A 21,502-nucleotide genomic window follows, 5' to 3' on the forward strand; every position below is an offset into this window, starting at 1 on the left:
GTTCAAAAAAGGAATTTCAAATGCCTATTAACATGACAATCTCAATCCGTTCAGCCGTTGGCGCAGGGGCACGCGCCGTGAATGCCCCCGCTGACGTGAAGGCCGTGCAAAACCAACTGAATGGGCACATGGGGCCATCGCGGACCAAGCTTGTTGTGGACGGTAAAATCGGTCCGAAAACAATCGGCACAATCAAAGATTTCCAAAAAGCCGCCGCAGGGTTGCGCTCTCCGGATGGTCGCGTTGATCCGCGCGGCAAGACCGAAGGTGCGCTCAATGATCCGGGGTCCAGCTCCAAGTTTGCGCGCATGTCTGTGGCGCCCGCCACACCCACGCCCGGCTCCAAACCTCCGGCCGGCAGCAAAGGTGGGCTGCCCCCGTCAGCGACAGCGACCGAAAAAAAGGGGTACGAAAATCTGGTCGCGGCGATCCAACGCCTGCCCAACCCGAACCCCGCGCAAGAACTGCTCGACGTGCTGATCGCGGACTATTTCCCAACGATCAAACCCATGATCGCCACGGCCCAGTCCGGCGCGGATGCAATGAAACTCGCCCAAGGGTTCCAAGCCCTGCGCGGCTTGGGCATGAGCGCGAAGGAGGCGGCAGAGCTGTCGTCGCAGTTCCTCAAATACCAGCGCGTCGGCGTTTACATCAAGTTCATGGACGACCTCGCGGGCGGCGCCTCCAAACTGGCAAAATCGCTCAAAGCCATCGGCAAGGGCGCGGTCATTTTGGCCGTCGTGGTCACCGCTGTCGAAGTGGCCGACCACTGGAACAAGGGCCGCTACGGCGCGGCTGGCGGTGAGGTTTACAAACTTGGCATGGGCCTCGCCATTCCGTGGGCGGGCTTGCTCGACGCGGTGCAAACCATGGTGGAATCTTTGATGCCAAGCCTGAAACACAACCGGTTTTTCGAGGGCATGTTTATGATGCTCAAGGCGATGAACCCGTTGGCGGCAGGGGCGGTGGCGGTCGATTCCGTGATCTCTGTCATTCAGGTTACGATCACCAGCTATAAATCCGGCAGGCTGGATATGGCGGGCCTCGATGCGCTGGCGGACCGTATGCGCAAAAGCCCGCTCCAAGTCTTCACCAAGGTCGGCGACGGTCTGGGCGACTGGATCTACGACACCTTTATGGCGGATTAACCTGCCAGTTCCAGCACCGCTTTGATCGTCTTTTTATAGGCGGCCACCTCGGGCGGAATGCGGACAATCGCGGGGGCGGCGTTGGTGATTGCCACCGGCCCGCCCTTGCGGTTCATCTTACGCTCCGCCCAGTTTTTGACCCACGCAATGTCGCGCCCTTTCAAGAACGGGTTGGCCTTGATCACGCCCGCGCCCATCACATCCAAAATCAACGCTTGGTCCGGCGCACTCAACGCCACATGCGCGCCCTGTGCCCCCAAGAAGTGACACAGATACAAGCGTCCCGCGGTAATTGCATGCCCCCGCGCCCGCAAATATGCCTCGCCCTCACGCGCCAGATTGGTGACCATTTCGCGCGACAACGTCGGATCGAAACGCAGCTTCAACAGCTCCTCGCGGCTCATCGTCGAGGCAAGATCAGGCCGATACGTTTTCATCATTCGTATCCACGTGCTGGAGATAAACTGCCCCAATCCCGTCGCCGACGACCGCGTGTTTTTCGCACGCGCATTGCCCGCGCTCTCTACGCGAATAATCTGGTTCACCAAACTCTCCACCGCATTGGACGCCGACGCCATTAACACTGGCGCGGCCCCAACGGGCGGTGCGGTGAACGGGTCCAAACTTTGCCCCCGTTCGCGTAGCTCAAAGTGCAGGTGCGGCCCCGTGGATCGCCCCGTCGTTCCGACAAAGCCGATGACATCCCCCGCCCGCACGACGGTGCCGACTTTCCCCAAGGGCGAAAACTTCGACATATGCGCGTAACGCGTTTCGCGACCACCCGCGTGCGCCACCTTGATGACATTTCCGTAGCCGCCGCCATTGCCTGCGAAGCTGACCCGCCCGTCAAACGCGGCAAGGATCGGGGTGCCCGATGGTGCGGCCCAGTCGACGCCGTGATGCACCTTGACCTTCTTCAAAATCGGGTGGAAACGCGGCCCGAACGGCGACGTCAGAACCCCCGACACTGGCGTAACCATACCATTCGCCCCGCGCCCCGACGGCCCCGCCTCGCCCTTTTCCTTGAAGCACTTGAAGCCTTCCCCAGGCACCTGCGCGACGTAGCAAATCTTGTCACCCGACGGCCCCTCAATAGCTGCATATAACACCTGACCCGGACCCGCGCCGTTTGGCCCCGGCTCCCGCGCATAGAGCAACGTCATGCGGTCCCCCGTCGTGGCAAATGCCTCCAGATCATTGTCTTGGCTTAGCAGCACGATGCTTTCGCCGACCACCGATGTTGGAACGCCGTTACGAATACCTGCGGAATAAAACGCGTCCAAAAGGCGGTATTTGCGGGCTGAGACGGTGTCCGTGCTGCCGTCATCTTCCGCGTAGGAAAACAACTCGTCCTGCACCCAAGGGTCGGCCGCCTGCACCACGCTGCCGTCATCCTCTAACGCGATCGAGCCAATATAGGTGTCGCGTGTGTAGAGCGACAGTTGCACCGGCGTGGCCCCCTTCAACGACGGGACAGAGCGCACGGCCAGCACATAATCAGACGGCAATTCAGCCAGTTCCGCGATGTGCACCAGCCCCTTTTCTTGGAACGCCTTGGCGGCATCCGCATCAAAGCCATTGTCGGTCAAGATATCGACCAGAGGGCGATTCCCCTTCAGTCTCAGAAACAGATCATTGAACCCCAGCTTACGCTGGTTTTCACGCTTCACGATGGTCAGGCTCGTGGTGTTTTCAATCACGGTTTGCGTGTAGGTGTCGGCGCTCTCGTCCTCGCCGTCCACGCTCTCGCCCCAGCTGTCGCCCTCCAAGCTGTCCGTATCGGTGGTAGCCTCATCCAAATCCGGCACGTCGAAGCTGGCAGGCGTCGCGGCGGCGGGAGTTTGTGATTGGCTACGTTGGGCTTGAAAGAACGCAAACTCCTCGCGGCTCGACGGCAATGTGGTGATCAGTTTTTCCTGCCGCGTGATCATGTCGTCTTGAACCAAAACCAACGTATCAGGCGCAAAGCGCCCCACCCGCACTAAGGGTAAATCGGGATGGCTGGGCAGCGGTTTTGACTTGGTCGTCAGGCTCGCGTCGAAGCGCAACACCATCGGGTCACCCGCCACGTCCGCAAAGGCTGACGCGTAGGCCAGCGCATCCGCTGTGGAGGTCGCGGTGATATCCTCCTCCAAATCCTCGTCTAGGCCTTCCAAGTTCTCGGCCAGTTCTTCGCTGGTTAGGTTGGCTGGATCTGGTGGCGCCGAAATCGTGATGAACCCGCTCATCACCACGCCTGCAATTAGCACCCCGAGGGCCAAGACACCCCCGCCAATCAGCAACGCCGGCCCGTGCTTCTGGCGAAACTTGCGGCGTGACGATTTTTTCTTGGCTTGTTTAAACCGAGGGTCAATTTCCATGGGCGAAGCCTAAGCGAGCCTTAACGAAACACACCAGTGCTCATCTTGGTGATGCGTTTCTTGGACGTGCCCTTTGCAGCCGGTTGCACGCGAGAAATCTTACGCACTACTTTCTTTTTGGCGGTCTTTTTCGCTGGAGCGCGCTTAACCGCCGCTGCCTTCTTCACGGTCGTTTTCTTAACCGTTTTAGGCTTGGCACGTGCCACTTGGATTTGGCAAATAACTTTGCCCTCGGATTTCAACTGACGCAGCAGCGGCAGACTTGGCTCAAGGCTTTCCGGCACGATGCGCTTGTTCAGGAAGTAGCTGGTCAGCGCGCGGCGCGACCCGTTGCCCCAATCGCCATCAACGCGCATTCTGTAGCAGCCAAGACGCGACAGTTCGCTTTGCACATCTGATGCCATCTGCTTCGGATCAATCTCCGGCACCACCGGTGCCTCGACGCCGGGTTCTACCGGCGCGGTCAGCTCTTCAAGCAAGGTCGGGTCGATGCTGGCCAACAGCGCGCGGGTTTCATCCGTGTCGGGCAATACTTCGCGGCCAATCACAGTCGGCGCCTCAAAGATAGACGCGGAAACGCTGCGCGTCGGCGATGTCAGCGCCGCAATGCGAATGATATCACCCTGCGCGCGCGCCGCGATTTCCGTGCCAGCACGGGCCAAGGCGGCCGACGCATCCGCCGTGCCATTGGCCGACAGCGCGCCGCTGGCGCTGGCGATTGCCGCCGAACCCGTTGGGCCAGACGGCCCGATGTTGCGAATATCAAGCGCACCATTTGCCGTCGCCGCAGGCGCCGACCCCGGCAAGAACGTATCAATGGTTTGGCGGTTCAAGGTGTTGCTTGGTGCTTGCTCCAGCGACGCCAGTTCAATGACAACCGGCCCGACATTCTCCGCCACACCGGAAGAGCCGACAGCCCGTTCCGTCGATTTCACCACATCCGGCACCGTGAAGATCAAGCCCACGTCGTCCACGATTGCCACGTCCTCGGGCCGGATCGCGTCGGTGACTTCTACGGACGTTGCGGGCACTTCTTTGGGTTGGCTCGCAGGGATCGGGGCAGCGGCAATGATCAGCGAGTTTTCATCCGCGACGGCCAGTTCCAAACTTGCCCCCTCGATCAGTTCCGCAGGCGCATCCACCGCGATCCCGCTGTCCGCGAGCAATGCCAAAAACCGCTCGCGGCCTTTGGGGTCAAGCTGCGCCAGCATCTCGTAATCTGCGGCGGTTAGCGTCGGGGCGTTTTCATACTCGGGCTGGAAATAGAATTGCGACCGCAACGACGATTGATCCCAAGGCGTTTGACGCCGCAAGGTCCGTTCTTCCACCTCGTTACGCACGCGGATCATCATGTCCGAAATCGAAATCGACGGGGTTTCCAGATGATTCAGCAAGGCCGTCGTAAACGGGCTGTTGTCGCCCTGCCCGTCATAAGTCACAGCACCCGGCTCTGTGGCGAAGGCCACGAACGTTCCGATACCGGTGTTTAACCGCGCCAGACCACCGCCGTTTGCCGTCATGTTTTGCGGCAACGGGCTATCGCGGCAGGCATCAAGGAAAATCAACGTTTGACGGTCGCGCGCTTGCAGGCGCTTGATGATCCCATCAAGGCTCCATGTTTCGTCAAAAACCGCCTGACGTGATTTCAACTGTGCATTAACGGGCACCAGATAGTTGGCCCCTTCCAGCTGGAAGGCGTGGCCGGAGTAGTAAAATAGTGTGGTCTCGGCGTTCTCCGCCTCTTTCACGAAGTTATCCAGCTTCAACCAGAACTGGTCCGACGTGGCGTCAGTCAGCAAAGTGACTTTGAAGCCCAGATTGGTCAGCGCATCGCCGACCGCCGTCGCATCATTTTGGGGATTCTTTAAAGCGGGGATCGCGTCATATTCGGAGTTCCCGATGATCAGCGCCACGCGGTCTTGCGCATATAAAGGCCCGACGAGCATAAAGAACGCGACTGCCACAGTGGCAGTCAAACGCTCAAATAGAAGCCCGAACCCTTTAAAAATATGCGTCATAGACCTTTGGCTATCCGCTCCACTAAAAACCTTACGTCAAGTGTAACCCAAAACCCCCCGTTCGAGCGAGTCTCAAGTGAGAAAAATTTGGTCAAAACCGTCAGCGGCCTGCGGGCGCTAGTTCGGCGGCGCAAGGAATAACGACCACCGCTGGGTCTTCTCCGTGTCCACTTCGATAAAACGGGCCTTGATGTGGCCACGCGACCAGCAGCTGGAAATCCCGCGAATGGTAAATCGCTTGCCCTCGATGCACATGGGCGTCGTGCCGTTTAACATAGGTTTGCCAAACACGTCCTGCGCGTAGACATATATATAGCGGCTTTCCAGCTCTTCGCGGATCACGTTGGCGCATTGGTTGGTGCCGATGGTCCACCAGCCCTCGGTCTGGAAATCGCCTTCCACATCGCGGCCGATGGCGACGTTCACCACGTCGAAACTTTGGTTGCAAACGGCGAACTCCGCGCGGGCTTCGCCGATGCCAAGCGCTATTCCGCCCAATACTGCGAATGCGAAAGCTGCGGCGCAGCGGGCCGCGTAACTCAATGATGTGACAACATGTTTCATGGCAATTACGCTACTGTGCTTTCGGCAAAAGCAAAAGAGACAGCTGCGTTTGGCGGTTTTCCTTGAAAAGCTAGCTAAATCTGCCAATTTCTGTCATACTCCTGCTACGGTTGGGGTATATTTTATTGGAGAATTTTAACATGTCGATCAAGAAGCTCCTCGGCACGGGTGCGTGTATGGTCATCATTGGCGTCTCTGCGGGGGCGTCTTACGGTTTATTTCAGCGGCTCACCGCGCAGGTGGCGACGCCCGCATTGGCCCAAGCCGACCCTGCTCCCGCAGTCGATAATCCAGCCGCCGCGCAATTCGTCGCGTCCAACGTTACAACGTGGATCCCCCCAGAAAAATCCGACGTGAATGCGCCCGTGCTGGAACAACCCACCGTGTTCCTACAGCCCGAGGCCCCGTTGCTCAGCTATGCAGCCAGCACCTCCGGCACGATCGACAGCACCGCACCCGCCCTGCCCTTGTTCGCGCATCTGGACGACGCCCCCCTTCTAACTACGGCCCCCGCGCAGGACGCGCAGGCATCCGCCACCGATGAGGTGACACCTGCGCCACAAAAAACTGCGCGCAAAAGCGCGCCCGCCCCAGTCGCACGGGAAGTGGTCGTTGCCGCAGCGCCGCGCAGCTTCACCGCCCCCGGCACCTTGCGTCGTTTCCGTGGCACCGAAAACGAAAAGGGTGAAACCGCGGATAACAGCGACCAAGACGGCGTGTTTGAGCAGCAGTTCCCGCCGCGCACGGCACTTCAGCCAGCCCGCGTGCGCCGCCCTACGGCTGCCAGCACCACACGTGCAACACAGCGGAACGCACGCTTTCGCCAAACATGGGCCACTGGCGTTTTTCGCTAAATCAACGCCTTCAAACGTAAATTGTCTGAAACATCTGCGGCTCTGCCCCCGATCTTCCGTTGACAGGCGCGGCTCTATAAGCCCTTCTAGTCACAACGGGGTTTTGCGTTCTAGTGCAGGACCCGAGGTGTAGAATATCTTTCGGGGGACGATCGCGTGCGACAGCTGACCAAATCCATTTTTAACGCAACTGCTACCGCCGCACTGGCGTCGGTCTTGGCCTTCGCCAACCCTGCGCTGGCGCAAAGCGGCAACTTTGCCCTAGAACTAAACACTGCCACCGATATCGGTGACGGCTGCCAGCTGACCTATGTGGCAACCAACAACACAGGCATCGCGCTGGTCGAAACCGCCTATCAGGTCGCCCTTTTTGACGAAAACAGCTTGGTCACCGGCACCCTTGTGCTGGAATTCGGCGCATTGCCCGTGGGCAAAACCAAGGTTGTTCAATTCAACCTCGCTGGCAAGAAATGCGCCTCCATCTCGCGGATTTTGATCAACGATGTCTCCGCATGTAAATCTGCGGACGGCACGCATGATTTCTGCATGTCCGGCCTGATCACCAACTCTCGCGGCGACATCCAACTGGGCGTCTGATTTCCGACCTGACATGGCCCCCAGACAGTAGGTCCATATTTTCGGGGGCGGAGCATTATTCATGAACGCCCCCGATTTCTCATCGCTGAACCCTGTGACCATCGCCGTGTTCACCGCCCTTGCGGTGCTCTCCATGGTCGCGACCACCGTCACGCTCTATAAAATAGCGCAGTTCATGTCGCTTGGCGTTGGACGCCGTAAGCGCGCCGAAGACGTCGTGTCGGATTGGCTGTCTGGGAAGTCAGACACTGCCCTGCGCGCGGCCTCCACCCGCAAAACCACGCTGCTGCGCGTGTTGCAAGCGACCTTCTCCGGCCTGCAAGCGCGCCCCGGTGATCAAGCCTACGCCGAAGAGTTGGGCCGCCAAACCGCCCTCATAGAGTTGGCCGCCATGTCGCGCCGCATGCGCATCCTAGAGGCCGTTGTCCAAGCCGCGCCCATGCTCGGCCTGTTGGGCACCGTGATCGGCATGATCGACGCATTCAGCAATTTGGCCCAAGCCGAAGGCGCGGTGGACCCTGCCCTGCTGGCGGGCGGCATCTGGACGGCATTGACCACCACCGCCGTCGGCCTTGTCATTGCGTTGGTGTTCTACTTCGTCGCCATCTGGCTGGAGGGCCGCATCGACGGGGAACGCCACTCCATGGAAACGCTGATGTCGGCCGCGATCTACGGGCGCGTCACCGGCACCTCTGGCCGCAGCTGAGGGCCGCGCCATGAGCATGATCCGCAGCCTGCCCCAATCCAACAGGGCGCGCCGCTACGGGTTCTCCTTCACCCCCTTGGCCGACGCGATGTTCCAGCTTTTGGTGTTCTTCATGCTCACCTCGTCATTGGCACCCTATTCGCTGATGACGCTCACCCCTGGCTCCGCTGGCAACATATCAGCGGCGGGCGCGGCACCAGACGCCAGGCAAAACGCTACAGATAAAGAGCGCGTTGCCATCTGGTCCGTCGGGCGCGGCACCCTGCGCGCGGGCGGCGATAAAGTCGACCTTGGCGACATACACGGGCTGGTCGATCCCTTGATCAATGAGGGTTTGGACCGCGTCGTTTTGCTCACCGGACGCTCCGCCACTGTGCAAGACGTTGCCGCCGTGCTGGAGGCCCTGACCCTCGCCCGTGTGCCCACCGTGCAAGTCGTCGCAGGCAGCGCCGAGTGACCCCCGCCAAGCGCAACACCCTGCCCAAGACGGCCCGAAAAATCCCGCTGGATTTCTCGCTAACCACCGTCAACATCGTGTTGCTGCTGATCTTCTTCTTCCTCGTCTCCGGCTCCCTTATCGAGACGGAAGAACTCAGCGTCGATCTCGCCGAAACCTCTGAACTCCCCCTCGACCGCCTGCCGCGCCCGTTGCTGCTGATGGACGTCGGCGACAAGCTGCAACTGAACGGTGACCCCGTCACCGAAGACACGTTGCGCGCCGCCCTGTCGCCGCTCCTCAACAAAGACCGCCCACGGCTGCACATCCTTGCCGACCGCGACGTGCCCGCAGGGGCATTGGTCTCCCTGATCCAACGCGGCGACCTGCAAGGCATAGAAATCAAGCTCGTCACCCTGCGCCAACACACGCCGAAATCATGAGCAACACAAACACCAACCTTTGGGAAAGCCACGACGCCAACCCGATGCTTTGGATGGCCACGGCTGCCATCGCCTTGGTCGCGCATCTGGCCGCGCTTCAGGTCGGGATCACGGCCTACCAATCGCATGCCGCCAAAACCGCAGAAGCGCCGCAGGAAACCAAGATCTTCGCCGCAGCCCTGCAATTGGCAGGGGCCGAGGTCACGCCCCCGCCGCAACTCGTGGATACCCCAGCCCCCGTTGACGCCGCACCCGTCGTAGAACCGCCTGAACCCGCGCCGCAGGTGTTGACGCCCGCTGTAGCCGCCCCCGTAGTGGCTGATCTCGTAAGCAGCGCTGCCCCGATCGCCGCCCAAGCGCCAACACTCGCGCCCGTGGCCACGCCATCCGCGCCCCAAACGTCACCTCCCCCACAACCCGGGGTTGCGCCGGTTGCCGCAGCGCCGCTCCGTGCCGCCACAGTTGCCAAAGCCGTCACGGCGGACAACGACGAGACATTGGAAGTCGCGGTGCTTGACGCGCCAAGCGTCATTGGCACCGAGCCCGCGCCAATCCCTGTCCCCGATCCCGCCCCCGTCCCCAATCCGGCCCCCCTGCCTGATCTGGCGAAATCCCTGCCACCGCCACCCAGCGACATCACCGAAGACCAATCCGGTGTCGCCTCCGCAAACGCCCCCGCCCAATCGGCGGAGCAGGCGCAGGAGACCTACGACACAGTCCTCGACTTTCTGCGTGGGTTTGACGGCGGCCCCTGCTTTGCCGCGCTGCCCGTTCTGGCCGAGGACGGGGCGTTCCGGTTTGAAACCTTCGCCCAAAGCGACGCCGACCTCGCCCGCTTCAGACAGGCCTTGGAGCTGGAGACAGGCACCCTTCCCGGAACGGTCATGAAACCCGTGAGCGACGCCCAATGTCAGGCCCTGCCCTTTGTGACCGCCGCCGCGCGCTACCCTGAGTTTCAGCTTTATTTCGACATCGCCGCGCGGGACATCCCAAGTGGCGATCTTCTGTCGGGCAAGCTCGGCAATACCTCCGGCGGCTTCGTGTCGCTTTTACTGATCGACGACGAAGGCGTCGTGCAGGACTTGGGAAGTTTCTTGAAGTTCCGCGCGGGCTACGCTGGGTTTGACATCCCGATGACGCTCAAAGGCTCCCCCGTGAAAACGCAGCAACTCCTGATGGCGCTGTCCACGCGGGCACGCCTGAAAACACTGAAATCGCTCTCCGGCCAGCCCGCCAAGGACTTTTTCAAGCGCCTGTCCGTCGAGATACTGCTGCAAGGCGGCGGCGAGGACGTCGCCCTCGTCGCCTTTTCCGTGCGCTAGTTGTCGAGGCGGAAATACTGGATAGACGCCGCCGCTTCGGAGCCGCTGGTCTGAATTTCAGTCTCGATAATCGGCATCAAGGCAGCAACGTCCGCCCCGTTCCGCGCCGCATTGGCCGTTACCAGTCGGGACCGCGTGGTGACCGCTACGATCATCTGCGGCACGCTGCCATCCTCGCCCGCGCTGTTCATGCCAAAGCGGAAGGACTGCGACCCATCCGCATCTGTTTGCAGCAACGACGTCAGGTTAAACGCCCCGCCCTTGCCAGACACAAGGAACAGGTAAACCGGACGCCCCAGCACACCCGTCAGCTTGCCGCTTAGGGTGTCGCCGCTTTGCAAAACATCGGTGTCGAGTTCCAACACAGGTGCCGCCGCGCCGGAACGGTCCAGCCGCGCCACGAAGTCCAGAACGGGGCACTGGTTCTCGCGCACGATACGCACGCCAATGTCCGGCTCCACGCCGTGCGCCGCGCTAAAATCTTTCAGCAATTCCTCGAACGGTGCCGCGTCCGTAGCGAAGCCCTCGATGGAAACCTTGTCCCCGTCGCTAGAACGGATCGCCTGATATACGCAGTCGCCCGTGATGTAATCCTTGAGCCATGCCAATTGCGTCCCGATCTCGCCCAAAGTTGGGTCTGGGGTTTCCTCGGGCGTAGCTGTTTCCGGTTCGGGATCAGGCGTTGGATCCGGCGCGACCTCTGGCTCTGGATCTTCGTCGGGGACGGGATCAGGAGTAGGCTCCGGATCAGGCGCAGGTGGCGTAACCCGCTCCGGCGCGACCTCAGGTTCGGGGTCCGGCGTATCTGGCTCCTCCGGCGGCGTCGCCACCGCGACTTGTTCCGGCGTGGTCGGCTCTGGGCCATCTGCGGCAAACGGGCCGAGACCCATTACAGCCGCCACACCAACGCCCCCCGCCACAACAGCGGCCAAGCCGAAGCCGATGATCTTGCCACTGCCGCCCGACTTCGCGGGCGCTTCAACGGGCGGTGTCGTCTGCGTCGGCGCACTGGTCACGGGCGCGGCCCCGAACGGGCTTTCGCCACTTGGCGCGCCAGTTTGCTGGCCCATTGCCGCATGATCCGGCGGCAGGCTCAATCCTGCCCCCGTCGCCGCAACACCCGTGCTATCGGCGGCGTAAGGCACAGCGGATGTTTGCGGTGCGCCCGTCTGCATTTGCGGCGGGGTGGAGATCATCGGGCTGATCACAGTGCGTCCGATTGGCGGCGCCATATCAGGTTCTGCGGCCCCGTCAGGACGGTACTGCGCAGGCACCAGCGACGGGTCTTCGATCATCCGCGCGACTTCTGCCATCGTGGCGGGGCGGTTGGCCGGATTGGGCTCCAGCATATACGCGAGGATCGGCTGCAACTCTGGGTAGACGCCCGATAGATCAGGAATTCCAGACCGTGATTGGACCGCATCCACAATGGACGCGCCCATCGGCAGCGGCTTGCCAACGGCGGCCCCCGCCGACATCAGCCCAAGCGAGTAGATGTCGGAGCGCGCGTCAACCAAACCATCGAAATGCCCGAGCTGCTCTGGTGAGACGAAGTTGAACTTACCCGCAAACTGGCCGTGCAGCGTGCCCTCGGTAATCGCCGTCGATTTGGCGATGCCAAAGTCGATCAGCTTGGCGTGGTTCAGCTTGCCGCCTTCGACAATGATGTTGTCAGGGCTCAGGTCACGGTGGGTGATTTCCAGCTCATGCGCACGGTTCAACCCGTTGGCCAGCCGCCGGATCAGCAGCTTCACGTCGTCCAATGACAGCGCGCCGGTTTGCTCCATCATATCGGCCAGCGGAATACCGTCGACGAATTCCATGATCAGGCAGAACCGCCCAAGGTCTTCGTCTTTGACGAAGTTCAGGTAGCGCACAATGGCTTCGTCGTAGAGCTTGCCAAGGATGCGGGCTTCGCGGCGGAACAGCTTGATGATCTTCTCGTCATGCGCCAGTGCAGGCAGCACGATCTTAATCGCGACCTGATCACCCGTGTGGTAGTTCACCCCACGGTAAACCTCGCCCATGCCGCCGGCCGAAATCAGCTCCTCGATCTCGTAGTTGTTGTTGATGCGCGTGCCCACGGGCACCGCCGTGGAGGGTGTCCCCTCCCCGTCTCCGCTTTTGACAGGGGCTTCCTCAATGGGCACATCAGGCGCGCCGTCTTCGAAGCTTTCGGCCTCTTGCTCCGGTTTCGGCTCTCGTGCGGAGGGCGCAATTTCCGTGCGGTCCGACGCGGCAGGCGCAGGTTTTCTGGCCGCGGGTTTCTTCGCGGGCGCATCGCCATCTTTACCCGTCTTAGGCGCATCCGCGCCGTTCGGGGTGTCTGGCTCATCAGGGATGTCGTCGATACTCATCCGCGCTTAAAATCCTTGAGTCCAGTCAAGCGGGTCGTCGCCCGCCACAGTGTCTTGGGGTCGCGCGTTGCAGCGCACGACAATTACCGTCACATTATCACGCGCCCCGCGCGACAAGGTGGTTTGTATCAAAGCGTCACAAGCGGCTTGCGGCTCGTGGCTGGCCAGCACGCTGGCCATCTCGTGATCCTCCACATGCTCCGTCAGCCCGTCGGAACACAACAAAAACACGTCCCCCGCCTGCAAGCTGCCAAACGTCTCGTCAGTGTTCGGGCTGCTAGAGACGCCAATCGCGCGGGTGATGACATTCTTGCGCGGCCAGTGTTCCGCCTGCTCTTCGGTGATCGCGCCGGAGTTCAGCAACTCCTGCACCTCTGTATGATCCGTGGTCACTTGGCGGTACTGCCCGTCGCGCAAAAGGTAGATGCGGCTGTCGCCCGACCAGATGCAGGCGAACAATTCCTCGTGCACCAAAAGGGCCACCAATGTGGCCCCGATCGTCGCGCCACCAAGCGCTTGCGACTGCTCCACAATGACGCCGTGCGCGCGGGTCAGCCGCTCCATGAACCGAGCTTGCAAATCAGGGGCAGAGGCAGGGCGGCCAATGGAAGAAATCTTCTCGACAATGGCTTGCGACGCGAAGTCCCCCGCCTCGTGTCCACCCATGCCGTCGGCCACAACCCAAACGCCGCTGTCGGGTTTGGACAAATAACTGTCTTCGTTGTGATCGCGGACAACGCCGGTATCCGTGCCCGCGCCTGTCTCGTAGATAAATTGGCCCGTCCCCATGGCGACTCCTGCTTAAAATACGCTGATCACAATATGTGCGCCCAAGCCCTGCACCGGTGCTGCGGTGTCCCCCAGAGCCTGAATTTACTTCAGTTTGAACAGCCTAGTCCTTTTCCGCCTCTTCTGCCAAGGCATCGTGTGTTTCTTCGGTGTTATTGGTCTTCACTGTGGTCTCTGGCGCATCGCGTGTCGCAAATGGCGATTGCGGCCCGTCGTCCTCGTCGTCTGTCGCCTCGTCAATCGGCTCCGCATCATAGAGCGCTTTGGGAACGGGCCGCGCGCCCTCCCCCGACCACCACGGATCCGACACCGGAATGATCGACGGCTCGCCCTCATATTCCTCGTTCACCGGGGCCTCAGGCTCTGCCTGCTGCTCCTCGACTTCGAACGGGTCTACCTCCGGCACTGGTCCGGGTTCAGGTTCGGCCACAGGCACGGGCGCAGGCTCGTCCGCAATATTGCCCGCCAAAAGCCACTGAAACACCGACGCATCCGGCCAGCCCTCCGCCGCGTGGAACGTCGCGGTGCGCGACGCGTCCCCCGCGCTCCACCAATAGCTGCGGCGCGCAGCGGCGCGGCGGTGGTCGGTTGTCGCGACATTGGCCATCATCTCATCCACGGCGCCCGCCGTGTGCACCGCCCAAAAACCGGCCTCCCCCCCCGCGAAAGACGCAGGCAGAAATCCGTCAGGCAATGCGAACATCTCCGCCAGTTCGGCGGCGGTCTCAGGCGTGTCATGCTCCAGCATCAGCGCTTCCAACGCGGCGTACCAACGCTGCTCCGGCACGACTGTGGGCGGCGGAAAATCGGCCCCCTCAATGAGCGCGATAAGCGGGAAGCGACGACCTACTTTGTCGTGGCTGAACACCATCACGCCCGCGACAGGCCCACCCAAGGCGGCGGGCACAACCCCTTCGCCCAGCCAGAACCGCAGCGGCAAAGCCACGTCATAAAACGGCTGCCAGACGTCGCCCAGATTGTCGCGCACACGCGGCAAGACCGCGCCCATCCATTCCTCCAGCGCCACTTGCATCGGCTTGGACATGCCCGCGCCGATGAAGTCCCCGAAGGCTGGGTGCTTGCCGAAGATGCCAATCCTACCCATCCTTCAGATCACAGACCTTGCGGGCATTTGAACTCTGACAACTCGCGCAACGTGAACGGGTTGTAGAGCGCATTCACCCGCACAGAGTAGCTCACATACCGCCCGCCAATCGTGTAGCGGACCTGCGTGGCGTCGCCCTGCTGGCGCGGGGATCCGGCGCGGATGAACTGCATAAACGCCCACGGCCCCTGATCAAACTGGATGGAGCTTTGACGCCCGTTCAACCCCGGCAAGAACTGCAAGGTGGTCGACGATCCCGCCGACGGCCATTTGACCGTTTGCGGTACATTGCCAACCTGACGTGTGGTGATCACCTGCCCGTTCACCTCCAGCACCGCTTGGCGCACTTGGTCATGCGCGGAGGCTTGGCTCACCGTCACCTCCAACTCTGGGTTGGAGCCGCCCGTGGGGAAGAACGCATCGCGGATACGCGCCGCCCGCTGGAACTGGCGCAAGGTGCCAAGGCTCAACCGGTCGCCCAACTGGCTTTCCGACGACCAACTCCAGCTTTCGCCCGATTGGTCCGCATGCGGGCTAAGATGTTGCAGGAAGAAACGGTCCATCACGCCGTCCGGCGCGAACACCCGCGCGAACTGCGCCATCGGCACCTGCCGCGAGGTCGGTCCGTTGAACGGATAGCGCCCCGTGATGATATCATTGCACACGCGGGTCACTTGGTTGGTCAGGTCTTGGTTCAGCTGCGCAATCGACGTGTTCGCCGCGTCGCCCTCGAAGTCCTCAACCGCCTCGTTCACCATGCGTGCCAAAGGCGGTGGCAACCGCGACGCGGTGGAGCGCAGGATACCGATCTGCACAGGCAACTGCGCCGCCGCCTGCGTGGCGTTAAAGCCCGCTGCGATCACAAGGTTCTGTTGCACCTGCCCCAGATTGCCCAGAAGCGCATCAATAGGCCGCGCCGTTCCGGCGGAACCCGACGCAAGCAACGCGTGCCATTCGGCGAACTGCGCCTCAATCGCGGCCCCCGGCACCAGCGCTTGCGCCGTGCCGCCACCACCGGCGGAGCCCGCGCGGCGTTGCGATTTACTGCCCGTGCCCAAAGCTGCCGTCAGGCCGATACGGGTCAAACCGTTGGTGCGGTTGATAATGCGGTTCTTGACTTGGTTCGCGGCCTGCGCGCCCGCCTCGGAGTTCGCCAGCCCACCGACGGCCCCCGCAACGTCGCCGCCCAAATCAAGTCCCTCATTCGGGTCCACCGTCAGTTGCGTCTCGCGCGTGACCGCCTCCACCAGCATCAAAAGCGGCGATGTCGTCGGCGAAGACGCGGCCGCCAAGGACGCATAGGCGGGTTTATCTGCGGACATCGGGGCCAGCTTCAACTGGTTCAACAGCCCTTCCCACGCCGACAGGTAATCCTCGCGGTACTTGCCCAGCAAAGCGCGGCCCAAGCCGCTCAGCTGCGCGTCCACCTTGGCGGTTTCTGCATAGTCGCCCATCACCCATTGCTCGCGGTCCAGCTTGCCTGCGACCTCGCTCAACTGGTCAAGGAAGAAGTCCTGAAAGCCGTCGTAGGTGTAGAGGGCGTTCACGCCCAACTCCCCTAGGTCGGACCCGTCGACAGTCTCAAATACCAGATACGCGTCCGGCCCCACGCGGTCGACCAGATTGAACCGGTCGATCCCCGAAAACTCCACCGTGGCCTTGATCAATGCATAGGCCTGATCGGCCACCGACATGCGGGCCAGAATACGCTCGCCTGCGTCCACCAATTCGCTGTCCAGATCAACACGCACGTCGCGGGTGCCGTCCAGCTCCAGCATCGCCAGCAAATGCGCCTCAAGGTCTTGGCGCGTGGCACGGTTGGTCGGTCCGGGATAGAGGTTGTTAAAATCCTCGCGGAACCAGCCGCGCACCAGATCATCCTCCGGCGCGGGGGCCACGCCGCCCAACAGCTTGTAGACCTTCAGCCCCTCATAAATCGCCAGCGTTTCGTTGGTCTGCACGAATTGCGACAGCTGCTCCTCTAGGCGCAGCACCAGACGCGGGCGGAACATCCGCTCCAGACCATCGGCATAAGACGCCTCCGAAGCAATCTGCAACTGCTCGCGGCGCGACAGGCCGAAGCCCTCAAAGATGCCATGATCGTCCCCGCCGCCTTGCGCCACGGAATCCAGCACCCCGTCCCCATCGGTGTCAATCTGCTCTGGCACCTCTTGCGTGGAGGCATAGCCCGTCGGCATGTCTCGCAGCAATTGCAGGTAGCCCGAAATGGTCTGGAAGTCGGTGTCATCCACCACAACTTCCGACAGCTCTTCGCGCGCGGCCAACTCGTAGTCCGACATCGCCGCCTGCGCGGAGCGCACCAAAGACGCGTTCGCCCAGTAGGAATACCCCCACGCGGCCAACAGGCCCACAGTCGCCAATCCAACGATTGAAAAGCCCGCGATACGCAGGCCATTGGCACGGTTCACCGCCTTGCGGTCGTAGGTCACCCAGCCCTGCTCTGGGAAAATCACATGTTTCAGCAGGTCGTGCAGGAAGAAGCTTTTGCCCTTGCCCGACATGAAGCCGCCCGCCACCGCCGCATCCGCGCCAAAGCTGCGACCCATCGCCCCCAGCACTTGGTCGATCGGCGTGCCTTCCTGCGTCCCTGACGAGAAGTAAAACCCACGCAGCAAAGCGTTGGTTTTGTAGCGGGTCGGCTCGAACACTTGCCCCAAGAACGACGCGATATTCTCGCGCATCATCGCCATCTGTCCGGGCAGGCCGAAAATGGCGATGCGGTTCACGCCGTCCGGCTCTTCGGACAGGCGGTCCATCACCTCATCGGACAGGCGGCCAACCAGCAGGTCAAACTCTTCGCCCACTTGCGTGTGCGTCTGCTCCGCGCGGCTCTTGGTCTGGAACGTGGTGCCCCACACCTTCTGGCGACGCGACGCGCTGAAGCTCGCGAAATATTCGCGGAAACCGGCAATCAGGTCCGACTTGGTGAACAGCACATAGACCGGAAAATCAATTTTCAGCGTCTCGTGAATTTCCGCCAGACGCGCGCGCACCACTTCCGCGTGGCGCGTCAGCGACGCCTGATCGCCGTTCATGATATCCTCGACCGAGAACGCCAGAATAACGCCGTTGATCGGCTGCTTTGTACGGCCTCGCTTCAGCAACTCTAGGAAGCTCTGCCAGCTGGTTTTATCCGCCTCCGCGTCACTGTCCTGCGAGGTGTAGCGCCCCGCGGTGTCGATCATCACCGCCTCTTCGGCAAACCACCAATCGCAGTAGCGCGTGCCGCCGAAGCCTTCCATCGCCGCGCCTGATTTTTCCGCCAGCGGAAACTTGATGCCCGCGTTCAGCAGCGCCGTCGTCTTCCCCGCGCCCGGTGGCCCGATGATGACGTACCACGGCAAATCATAAAGATAACTTTTGCCGCCCGATGCTTTAAGCGTGTTCAGCGCCTCGCTCATGCGCTCGCCCAACACCGCGCCGTCGCCGGTGGCCTCTTGCGGGATCAGCGCCTCTTCCAGCTCCTCCGCGCCCTTGCGCGCACGGCGCCAGCGGATGAACCACACGATCGCGAAAATCAGCAACACGCCGATGATAATCGACGCCCGTACCCAGACGGATGCAAACGGCCGCGCCTCGCCGAAGCCCAGCAACGGCCCCCCGACCCAGACAACGACCCCGAACAGGATCAGCGACAGGATCAGCAGCGGAATGCGCATCCAAGGTTTTTTGAAGAAGCGGCCAATGGCGACGAAGTAGCGCATTATTGAAGCGTCTCCTCACGTTGAATCATAATCTCGACCCTGCGGTTTTGCGCACGGCCCTCTTTGGTGGCGTTATCAGCGATGGGTTCAACCTCGCCCTTGCCCTCGATCTGCAACCGGCCCGGAACGGCCAATGCGTCGCTCAGCACGCCGCCCACAGATTTGGCCCGCGCTTCCGACAGCTCTTGGTTGGTTTTGAACCGCCCCCTGCCCGACATCGGGATGTTGTCGGTGTAGCCCACCACGCGCACCGGCCCCGGTTCGTCGTCCAAGGCCTTGGCGACCTCGACCGCTAGCAGCGAGAATTCCGGCTTCACATCAGCGGAGCCGGAGCCGAACAGCACAAGGTTGTTCACACGGATGAAGATGAAATCACCCTTGGTATCCACCGCGACCGACCCGTCTTCGATCTGGGCTTTCAGCTTCTCGCGCAGGTCGTCCAATTGCGTCGTGACGATCTCTGGCGGGATGTAGGCCTCAAACGCTTGGGCGCGTTGCAGGCCCACCAATTCCTCTGGGTGAATGTCCAGCAATCGCGCCACCACAGAGGAGCTGTCGTTGGAGATCAGCATATTCAGCGTCAGGTAAACCCCCAGCAAAATTGCCGCGGCGGCGGAGGCCACGATCCACAGCGGGTTCGCCCCGAAGCGTTTGCGTTTGCCCAATTCTACTGGCGTCCAATGCACGGACACATCCTCGTCTGGGCGGCTTTGCACACGGCGCAGGCTCTCGTAGATCGACGCACGAATGCGGGCCAACTCCTGCGCGCCGCCAGGCGCGGTGCGGTACTTGCCCTCAAAGCCAAGGCTCAGGCACATCAGCATCAGCTCCAACACGTTGAAGCGTTGCGCGGGGGCCTGCATCGCTTTGTCGACTTCCTCAAAGAAGCCCACGCCAGAGGTCCGCACGTTGTAGAACCGCGCGACCATCGAATACTGGATCCACACGTGGCGATCCGTGCCGGGGATGTTTTGCACGATGTCATCCGCCGTGCCGCACAGGCAGTAGCGCGCCACGTCGGCCTCATGCGGCTCCACCCCCGCTTGCACGCAATTCGCGTGGAAGGCTTCCATCTCGCGGGTCACATGTTCCATTAACGGAATCGCGTCCATCTCCACCATCTGCGTGCGCAGACGGCCAAACAGGATCAGCAAATTCGCGGCAGCCGCCACGATCGGGTTGCTTGGCCCCCCCTTACCCAGACCCGTCGCGCGCAATGCTTCATGCAGCGCAATCTTTGGCCCTGTGTGAATGACCTGCTCCGGCTGCTGGCTTTGCATGGTCGGGAAGAAGCCGTCTTGGCTGGCGCCGCCAATTCCCGATCCTGGCGCGGGGGTGCTGGACGGGGACGGTGCGCCGCCCGACATCCACGCATCTGCCGCACCTTGGCTGGTGCCAAACCCGCCTTGTGGCGGTTGCGGGGTATAGGGCGCGGCCGGCGGTGGCGTTTGCGGCAAAGCCCCGCCAATCACCGTGCGTTGCCCACCTCCCGCCGGTGGCGGTGGGGCGGACGGAGGTTGTTGCAAGCCTGCGGGCGGCGTCGCAGGGCGGCCAGCCGACAAGTTGCGCAGTTCCTCGGCGGTGGGCAACTTGCCCCCGATGACTGTTTTATCCTTGTCGTTGGCCATTAGGCTTTCTCCGCAATCGCCCAAAGCTCAAGCTTCAAGTCCGGCCAGTCGCCTGCGAAATGCATCGCAAGCGCTGGCGCGGTCGAGAACTCGCGCCACATGGGCGTGTTCTTGTCGAGGATGAAGTACACGTTCGTCGACACCGCCCTGATCTGGCGCGGCGGCGTCGGGGTGTGCCGCAGCTCAATGCCGGGCAGGTTGTTGTTGACGATCTCGTTCATGCGGGTGTTGGGCCCCACTTTGCACAGCTCTGGGAACTGCTGCTGGATCTGCGTCAGCGACTTCGACGAGGTCACCTCGATCACAAAGGTCGCCTCGCGGAACAGGTTCCGGTCCATGACCTCCGCGATGTAGGAATTCTGCCGCACCATCTTGAGGTCAAGGCGCGTCGCACGGCCCACGTCACGGCTCAGCAACCGCTGGATGTCGCGTACCAAAGGCGCAAAGGTTTCCTTGGGGTTGTCGTGATCATAGGCAGGATATTCCTGCGCCATGCGCTTGTCGTTATCAAACGTCCACAGCTCCCCCACCAGCCGCAAAAGCTCCACATACATCCGTTCGGGATGCACGTAACGCGAGGCGCGCAAATGACGCAGCCCGCCGATTTCACGGTTCAACAGCAGCAACATGAAGTAATCCGTCGCCTGCAATCCGCCCCCCGCACTCGGGTCGGCGGCGTAGCGCGCCAGCCCCTCTTGCTTGGTCTCGACCCAGCCGATCACGCGGTCCAGCCAGCCGGTGAACACCGGATGCGCGCCGATCACCATCGCGGGTGGCGCAAAGGTGTCATCCATGGAAATCACCCCGTCGCGCACCTCTTGGATGCGGCCGATCTGCATGCACTGATACCCCGGCTTCGGGGTCTTGCGCACGTCGATCTCCAAACGCGGTTGCGCCAGTTCGATGTCCTGCTCCAGTCGCATCGCAGACGCGCTGTCGGCCACCATTTCGTTGCCCAGCACATAGCGGGTGGCAGCGGTGATCTCTGTGTCTGCGGCCAGTTCGCGCCCGTTCATCGCAGCATCCGGCAGCGTCAGCCAAACCGCCATCCCGTCGGCCTTCTCCGGCACGTCTTTGGGCGTCGGCAATACGTTGATGTTCGGCGCGTCAAACGGCATCCCGTCCGGCATGATCCCCACCGCAGAGCGCAGGCCGATCTTGCCTTGTTGCGCCATGTCGCGGTCCAGCTTCAACTCCGCCAGACCCCACGGGTACGGCGTGATTGTGCGGGTGCGGTTGTCGATCAATTTTTCAAGGTAGCGGTCCTGCTGCTGCAGGTGGTGTGGCTGAAGGAACAAACCCTCTTTCCAAGCAACTTTGCTATACCAAGACATATAATTCCCAACTTGTCGTCATCTCGCGCCCACAGGTGGCACATACTCAAAACCGAAGGCCCAGCTAACGCTAGGTAAAATTCCTGTCCGAACAATGCGGTGTGGGGGACTTACGG

16 protein-coding genes are annotated in these 21,502 nt (G+C 61.7%); 7 read left to right on the top strand and 9 right to left on the bottom strand.

Translation table 11 applies throughout. The annotated features are described in order from the left end of the window. Positions 1–32: 32 nt before the first annotated feature. The gene (locus BLW66_RS17070; RefSeq protein ID WP_170833516.1) at positions 33–1,148 is read left to right on the top strand and encodes a peptidoglycan-binding domain-containing protein; all 1,116 of its coding nucleotides are present in this window, start codon (positions 33–35) and stop codon (positions 1,146–1,148) included. On the opposite strand, the gene BLW66_RS17075 is transcribed toward BLW66_RS17070, so the two are convergent. The 3 genes from BLW66_RS17075 to BLW66_RS17085 all read right to left on the bottom strand — a co-directional run bounded on the left by BLW66_RS17075 (position 1,145) and on the right by BLW66_RS17085 (position 6,090). After that, a complete protein-coding gene (locus BLW66_RS17075; RefSeq protein WP_089948886.1) occupies positions 1,145–3,508 on the bottom strand; it encodes a peptidoglycan DD-metalloendopeptidase family protein in 2,364 nt (787 codons plus the stop codon). The two genes, BLW66_RS17070 and BLW66_RS17075, sit on opposite strands and share 4 nt — an antisense overlap. A gap of 20 nt (positions 3,509–3,528) precedes the next feature. Next, positions 3,529–5,526, bottom strand: coding sequence for a caspase family protein (locus BLW66_RS17080; protein WP_089948889.1), 1,998 nt, complete (start codon positions 5,524–5,526; stop codon positions 3,529–3,531). A 117-nt stretch (positions 5,527–5,643) separates the two neighbouring features. Next, entirely contained in the window at positions 5,644–6,090 is a 447-nt protein-coding gene (locus BLW66_RS17085; RefSeq protein WP_089948892.1) for a DUF1036 domain-containing protein, read from the bottom strand. Between the two features lie 140 nt (positions 6,091–6,230). Between BLW66_RS17085 and BLW66_RS17090 the strand changes: the two genes are divergently transcribed. From BLW66_RS17090 to BLW66_RS17115, 6 genes are all read left to right on the top strand, one after another. Next, on the top strand, positions 6,231–6,944 hold the full coding sequence (locus tag BLW66_RS17090) for a hypothetical protein (RefSeq protein ID WP_089948895.1): 714 nt from the start codon (positions 6,231–6,233) through the stop codon (positions 6,942–6,944). Between the two features lie 156 nt (positions 6,945–7,100). Further along, entirely contained in the window at positions 7,101–7,541 is a 441-nt protein-coding gene (locus tag BLW66_RS17095; RefSeq protein WP_244508684.1) for a hypothetical protein, read from the top strand. Positions 7,542–7,602: 61 nt separating this feature from the next. After that, positions 7,603–8,247, top strand: a complete 645-nt coding sequence (locus BLW66_RS17100; protein WP_089948898.1) for a MotA/TolQ/ExbB proton channel family protein — start codon at positions 7,603–7,605, stop codon at positions 8,245–8,247. 10 nt (positions 8,248–8,257) lie between these two features. Next, positions 8,258–8,704: an ExbD/TolR family protein gene (locus BLW66_RS17105; RefSeq protein WP_089948900.1), complete on the top strand. Its 447-nt coding sequence runs from the start codon at positions 8,258–8,260 to the stop codon at positions 8,702–8,704. Then, on the top strand, positions 8,701–9,126 hold the full coding sequence (locus tag BLW66_RS17110) for an ExbD/TolR family protein (RefSeq protein ID WP_089948903.1): 426 nt from the start codon (positions 8,701–8,703) through the stop codon (positions 9,124–9,126). Before BLW66_RS17105 ends, BLW66_RS17110 begins: the two co-directional genes overlap by 4 nt. Beyond that, positions 9,123–10,448 carry a hypothetical protein gene (locus BLW66_RS17115; protein WP_089948906.1) on the top strand — a complete coding sequence of 442 codons (1,326 nt, stop codon included), beginning with the start codon at positions 9,123–9,125 and terminating at the stop codon, positions 10,446–10,448. The genes BLW66_RS17110 and BLW66_RS17115 overlap by 4 nt, the downstream gene beginning before the upstream one ends. Here the strand turns inward: BLW66_RS17115 and BLW66_RS17120 are convergent. The 6 genes from BLW66_RS17120 to tssK all read right to left on the bottom strand — a co-directional run bounded on the left by BLW66_RS17120 (position 10,445) and on the right by tssK (position 21,386). Further along, positions 10,445–12,805, bottom strand: coding sequence for a serine/threonine protein kinase (locus BLW66_RS17120; RefSeq protein ID WP_089948908.1), 2,361 nt, complete (start codon positions 12,803–12,805; stop codon positions 10,445–10,447). The two genes, BLW66_RS17115 and BLW66_RS17120, sit on opposite strands and share 4 nt — an antisense overlap. 6 nt (positions 12,806–12,811) lie before the next feature. Then, positions 12,812–13,594, bottom strand: coding sequence for a PP2C family protein-serine/threonine phosphatase (locus BLW66_RS17125; protein ID WP_089948911.1), 783 nt, complete (start codon positions 13,592–13,594; stop codon positions 12,812–12,814). A gap of 103 nt (positions 13,595–13,697) precedes the next feature. Continuing rightward, positions 13,698–14,699: a type VI secretion system-associated protein TagF gene (gene tagF / locus BLW66_RS17130; protein WP_089948912.1), complete on the bottom strand. Its 1,002-nt coding sequence runs from the start codon at positions 14,697–14,699 to the stop codon at positions 13,698–13,700. An 8-nt stretch (positions 14,700–14,707) separates the two neighbouring features. After that, positions 14,708–18,424: a type VI secretion system membrane subunit TssM gene (gene tssM / locus BLW66_RS17135; protein ID WP_089948914.1), complete on the bottom strand. Its 3,717-nt coding sequence runs from the start codon at positions 18,422–18,424 to the stop codon at positions 14,708–14,710. Then, on the bottom strand, positions 18,424–20,052 hold the full coding sequence (gene tssL / locus BLW66_RS17140; RefSeq protein ID WP_089948916.1) for a type VI secretion system protein TssL, long form: 1,629 nt from the start codon (positions 20,050–20,052) through the stop codon (positions 18,424–18,426). The genes tssM and tssL overlap by 1 nt, the downstream gene beginning before the upstream one ends. Further along, entirely contained in the window at positions 20,052–21,386 is a 1,335-nt protein-coding gene (gene tssK / locus BLW66_RS17145) for a type VI secretion system baseplate subunit TssK (RefSeq protein WP_089948919.1), read from the bottom strand. The genes tssL and tssK overlap by 1 nt, the downstream gene beginning before the upstream one ends. Positions 21,387–21,502 lie beyond the last annotated feature (116 nt).

The organism is Litoreibacter albidus, from assembly GCF_900107015.1.
Classification (GTDB): domain Bacteria; phylum Pseudomonadota; class Alphaproteobacteria; order Rhodobacterales; family Rhodobacteraceae; genus Litoreibacter; species Litoreibacter albidus.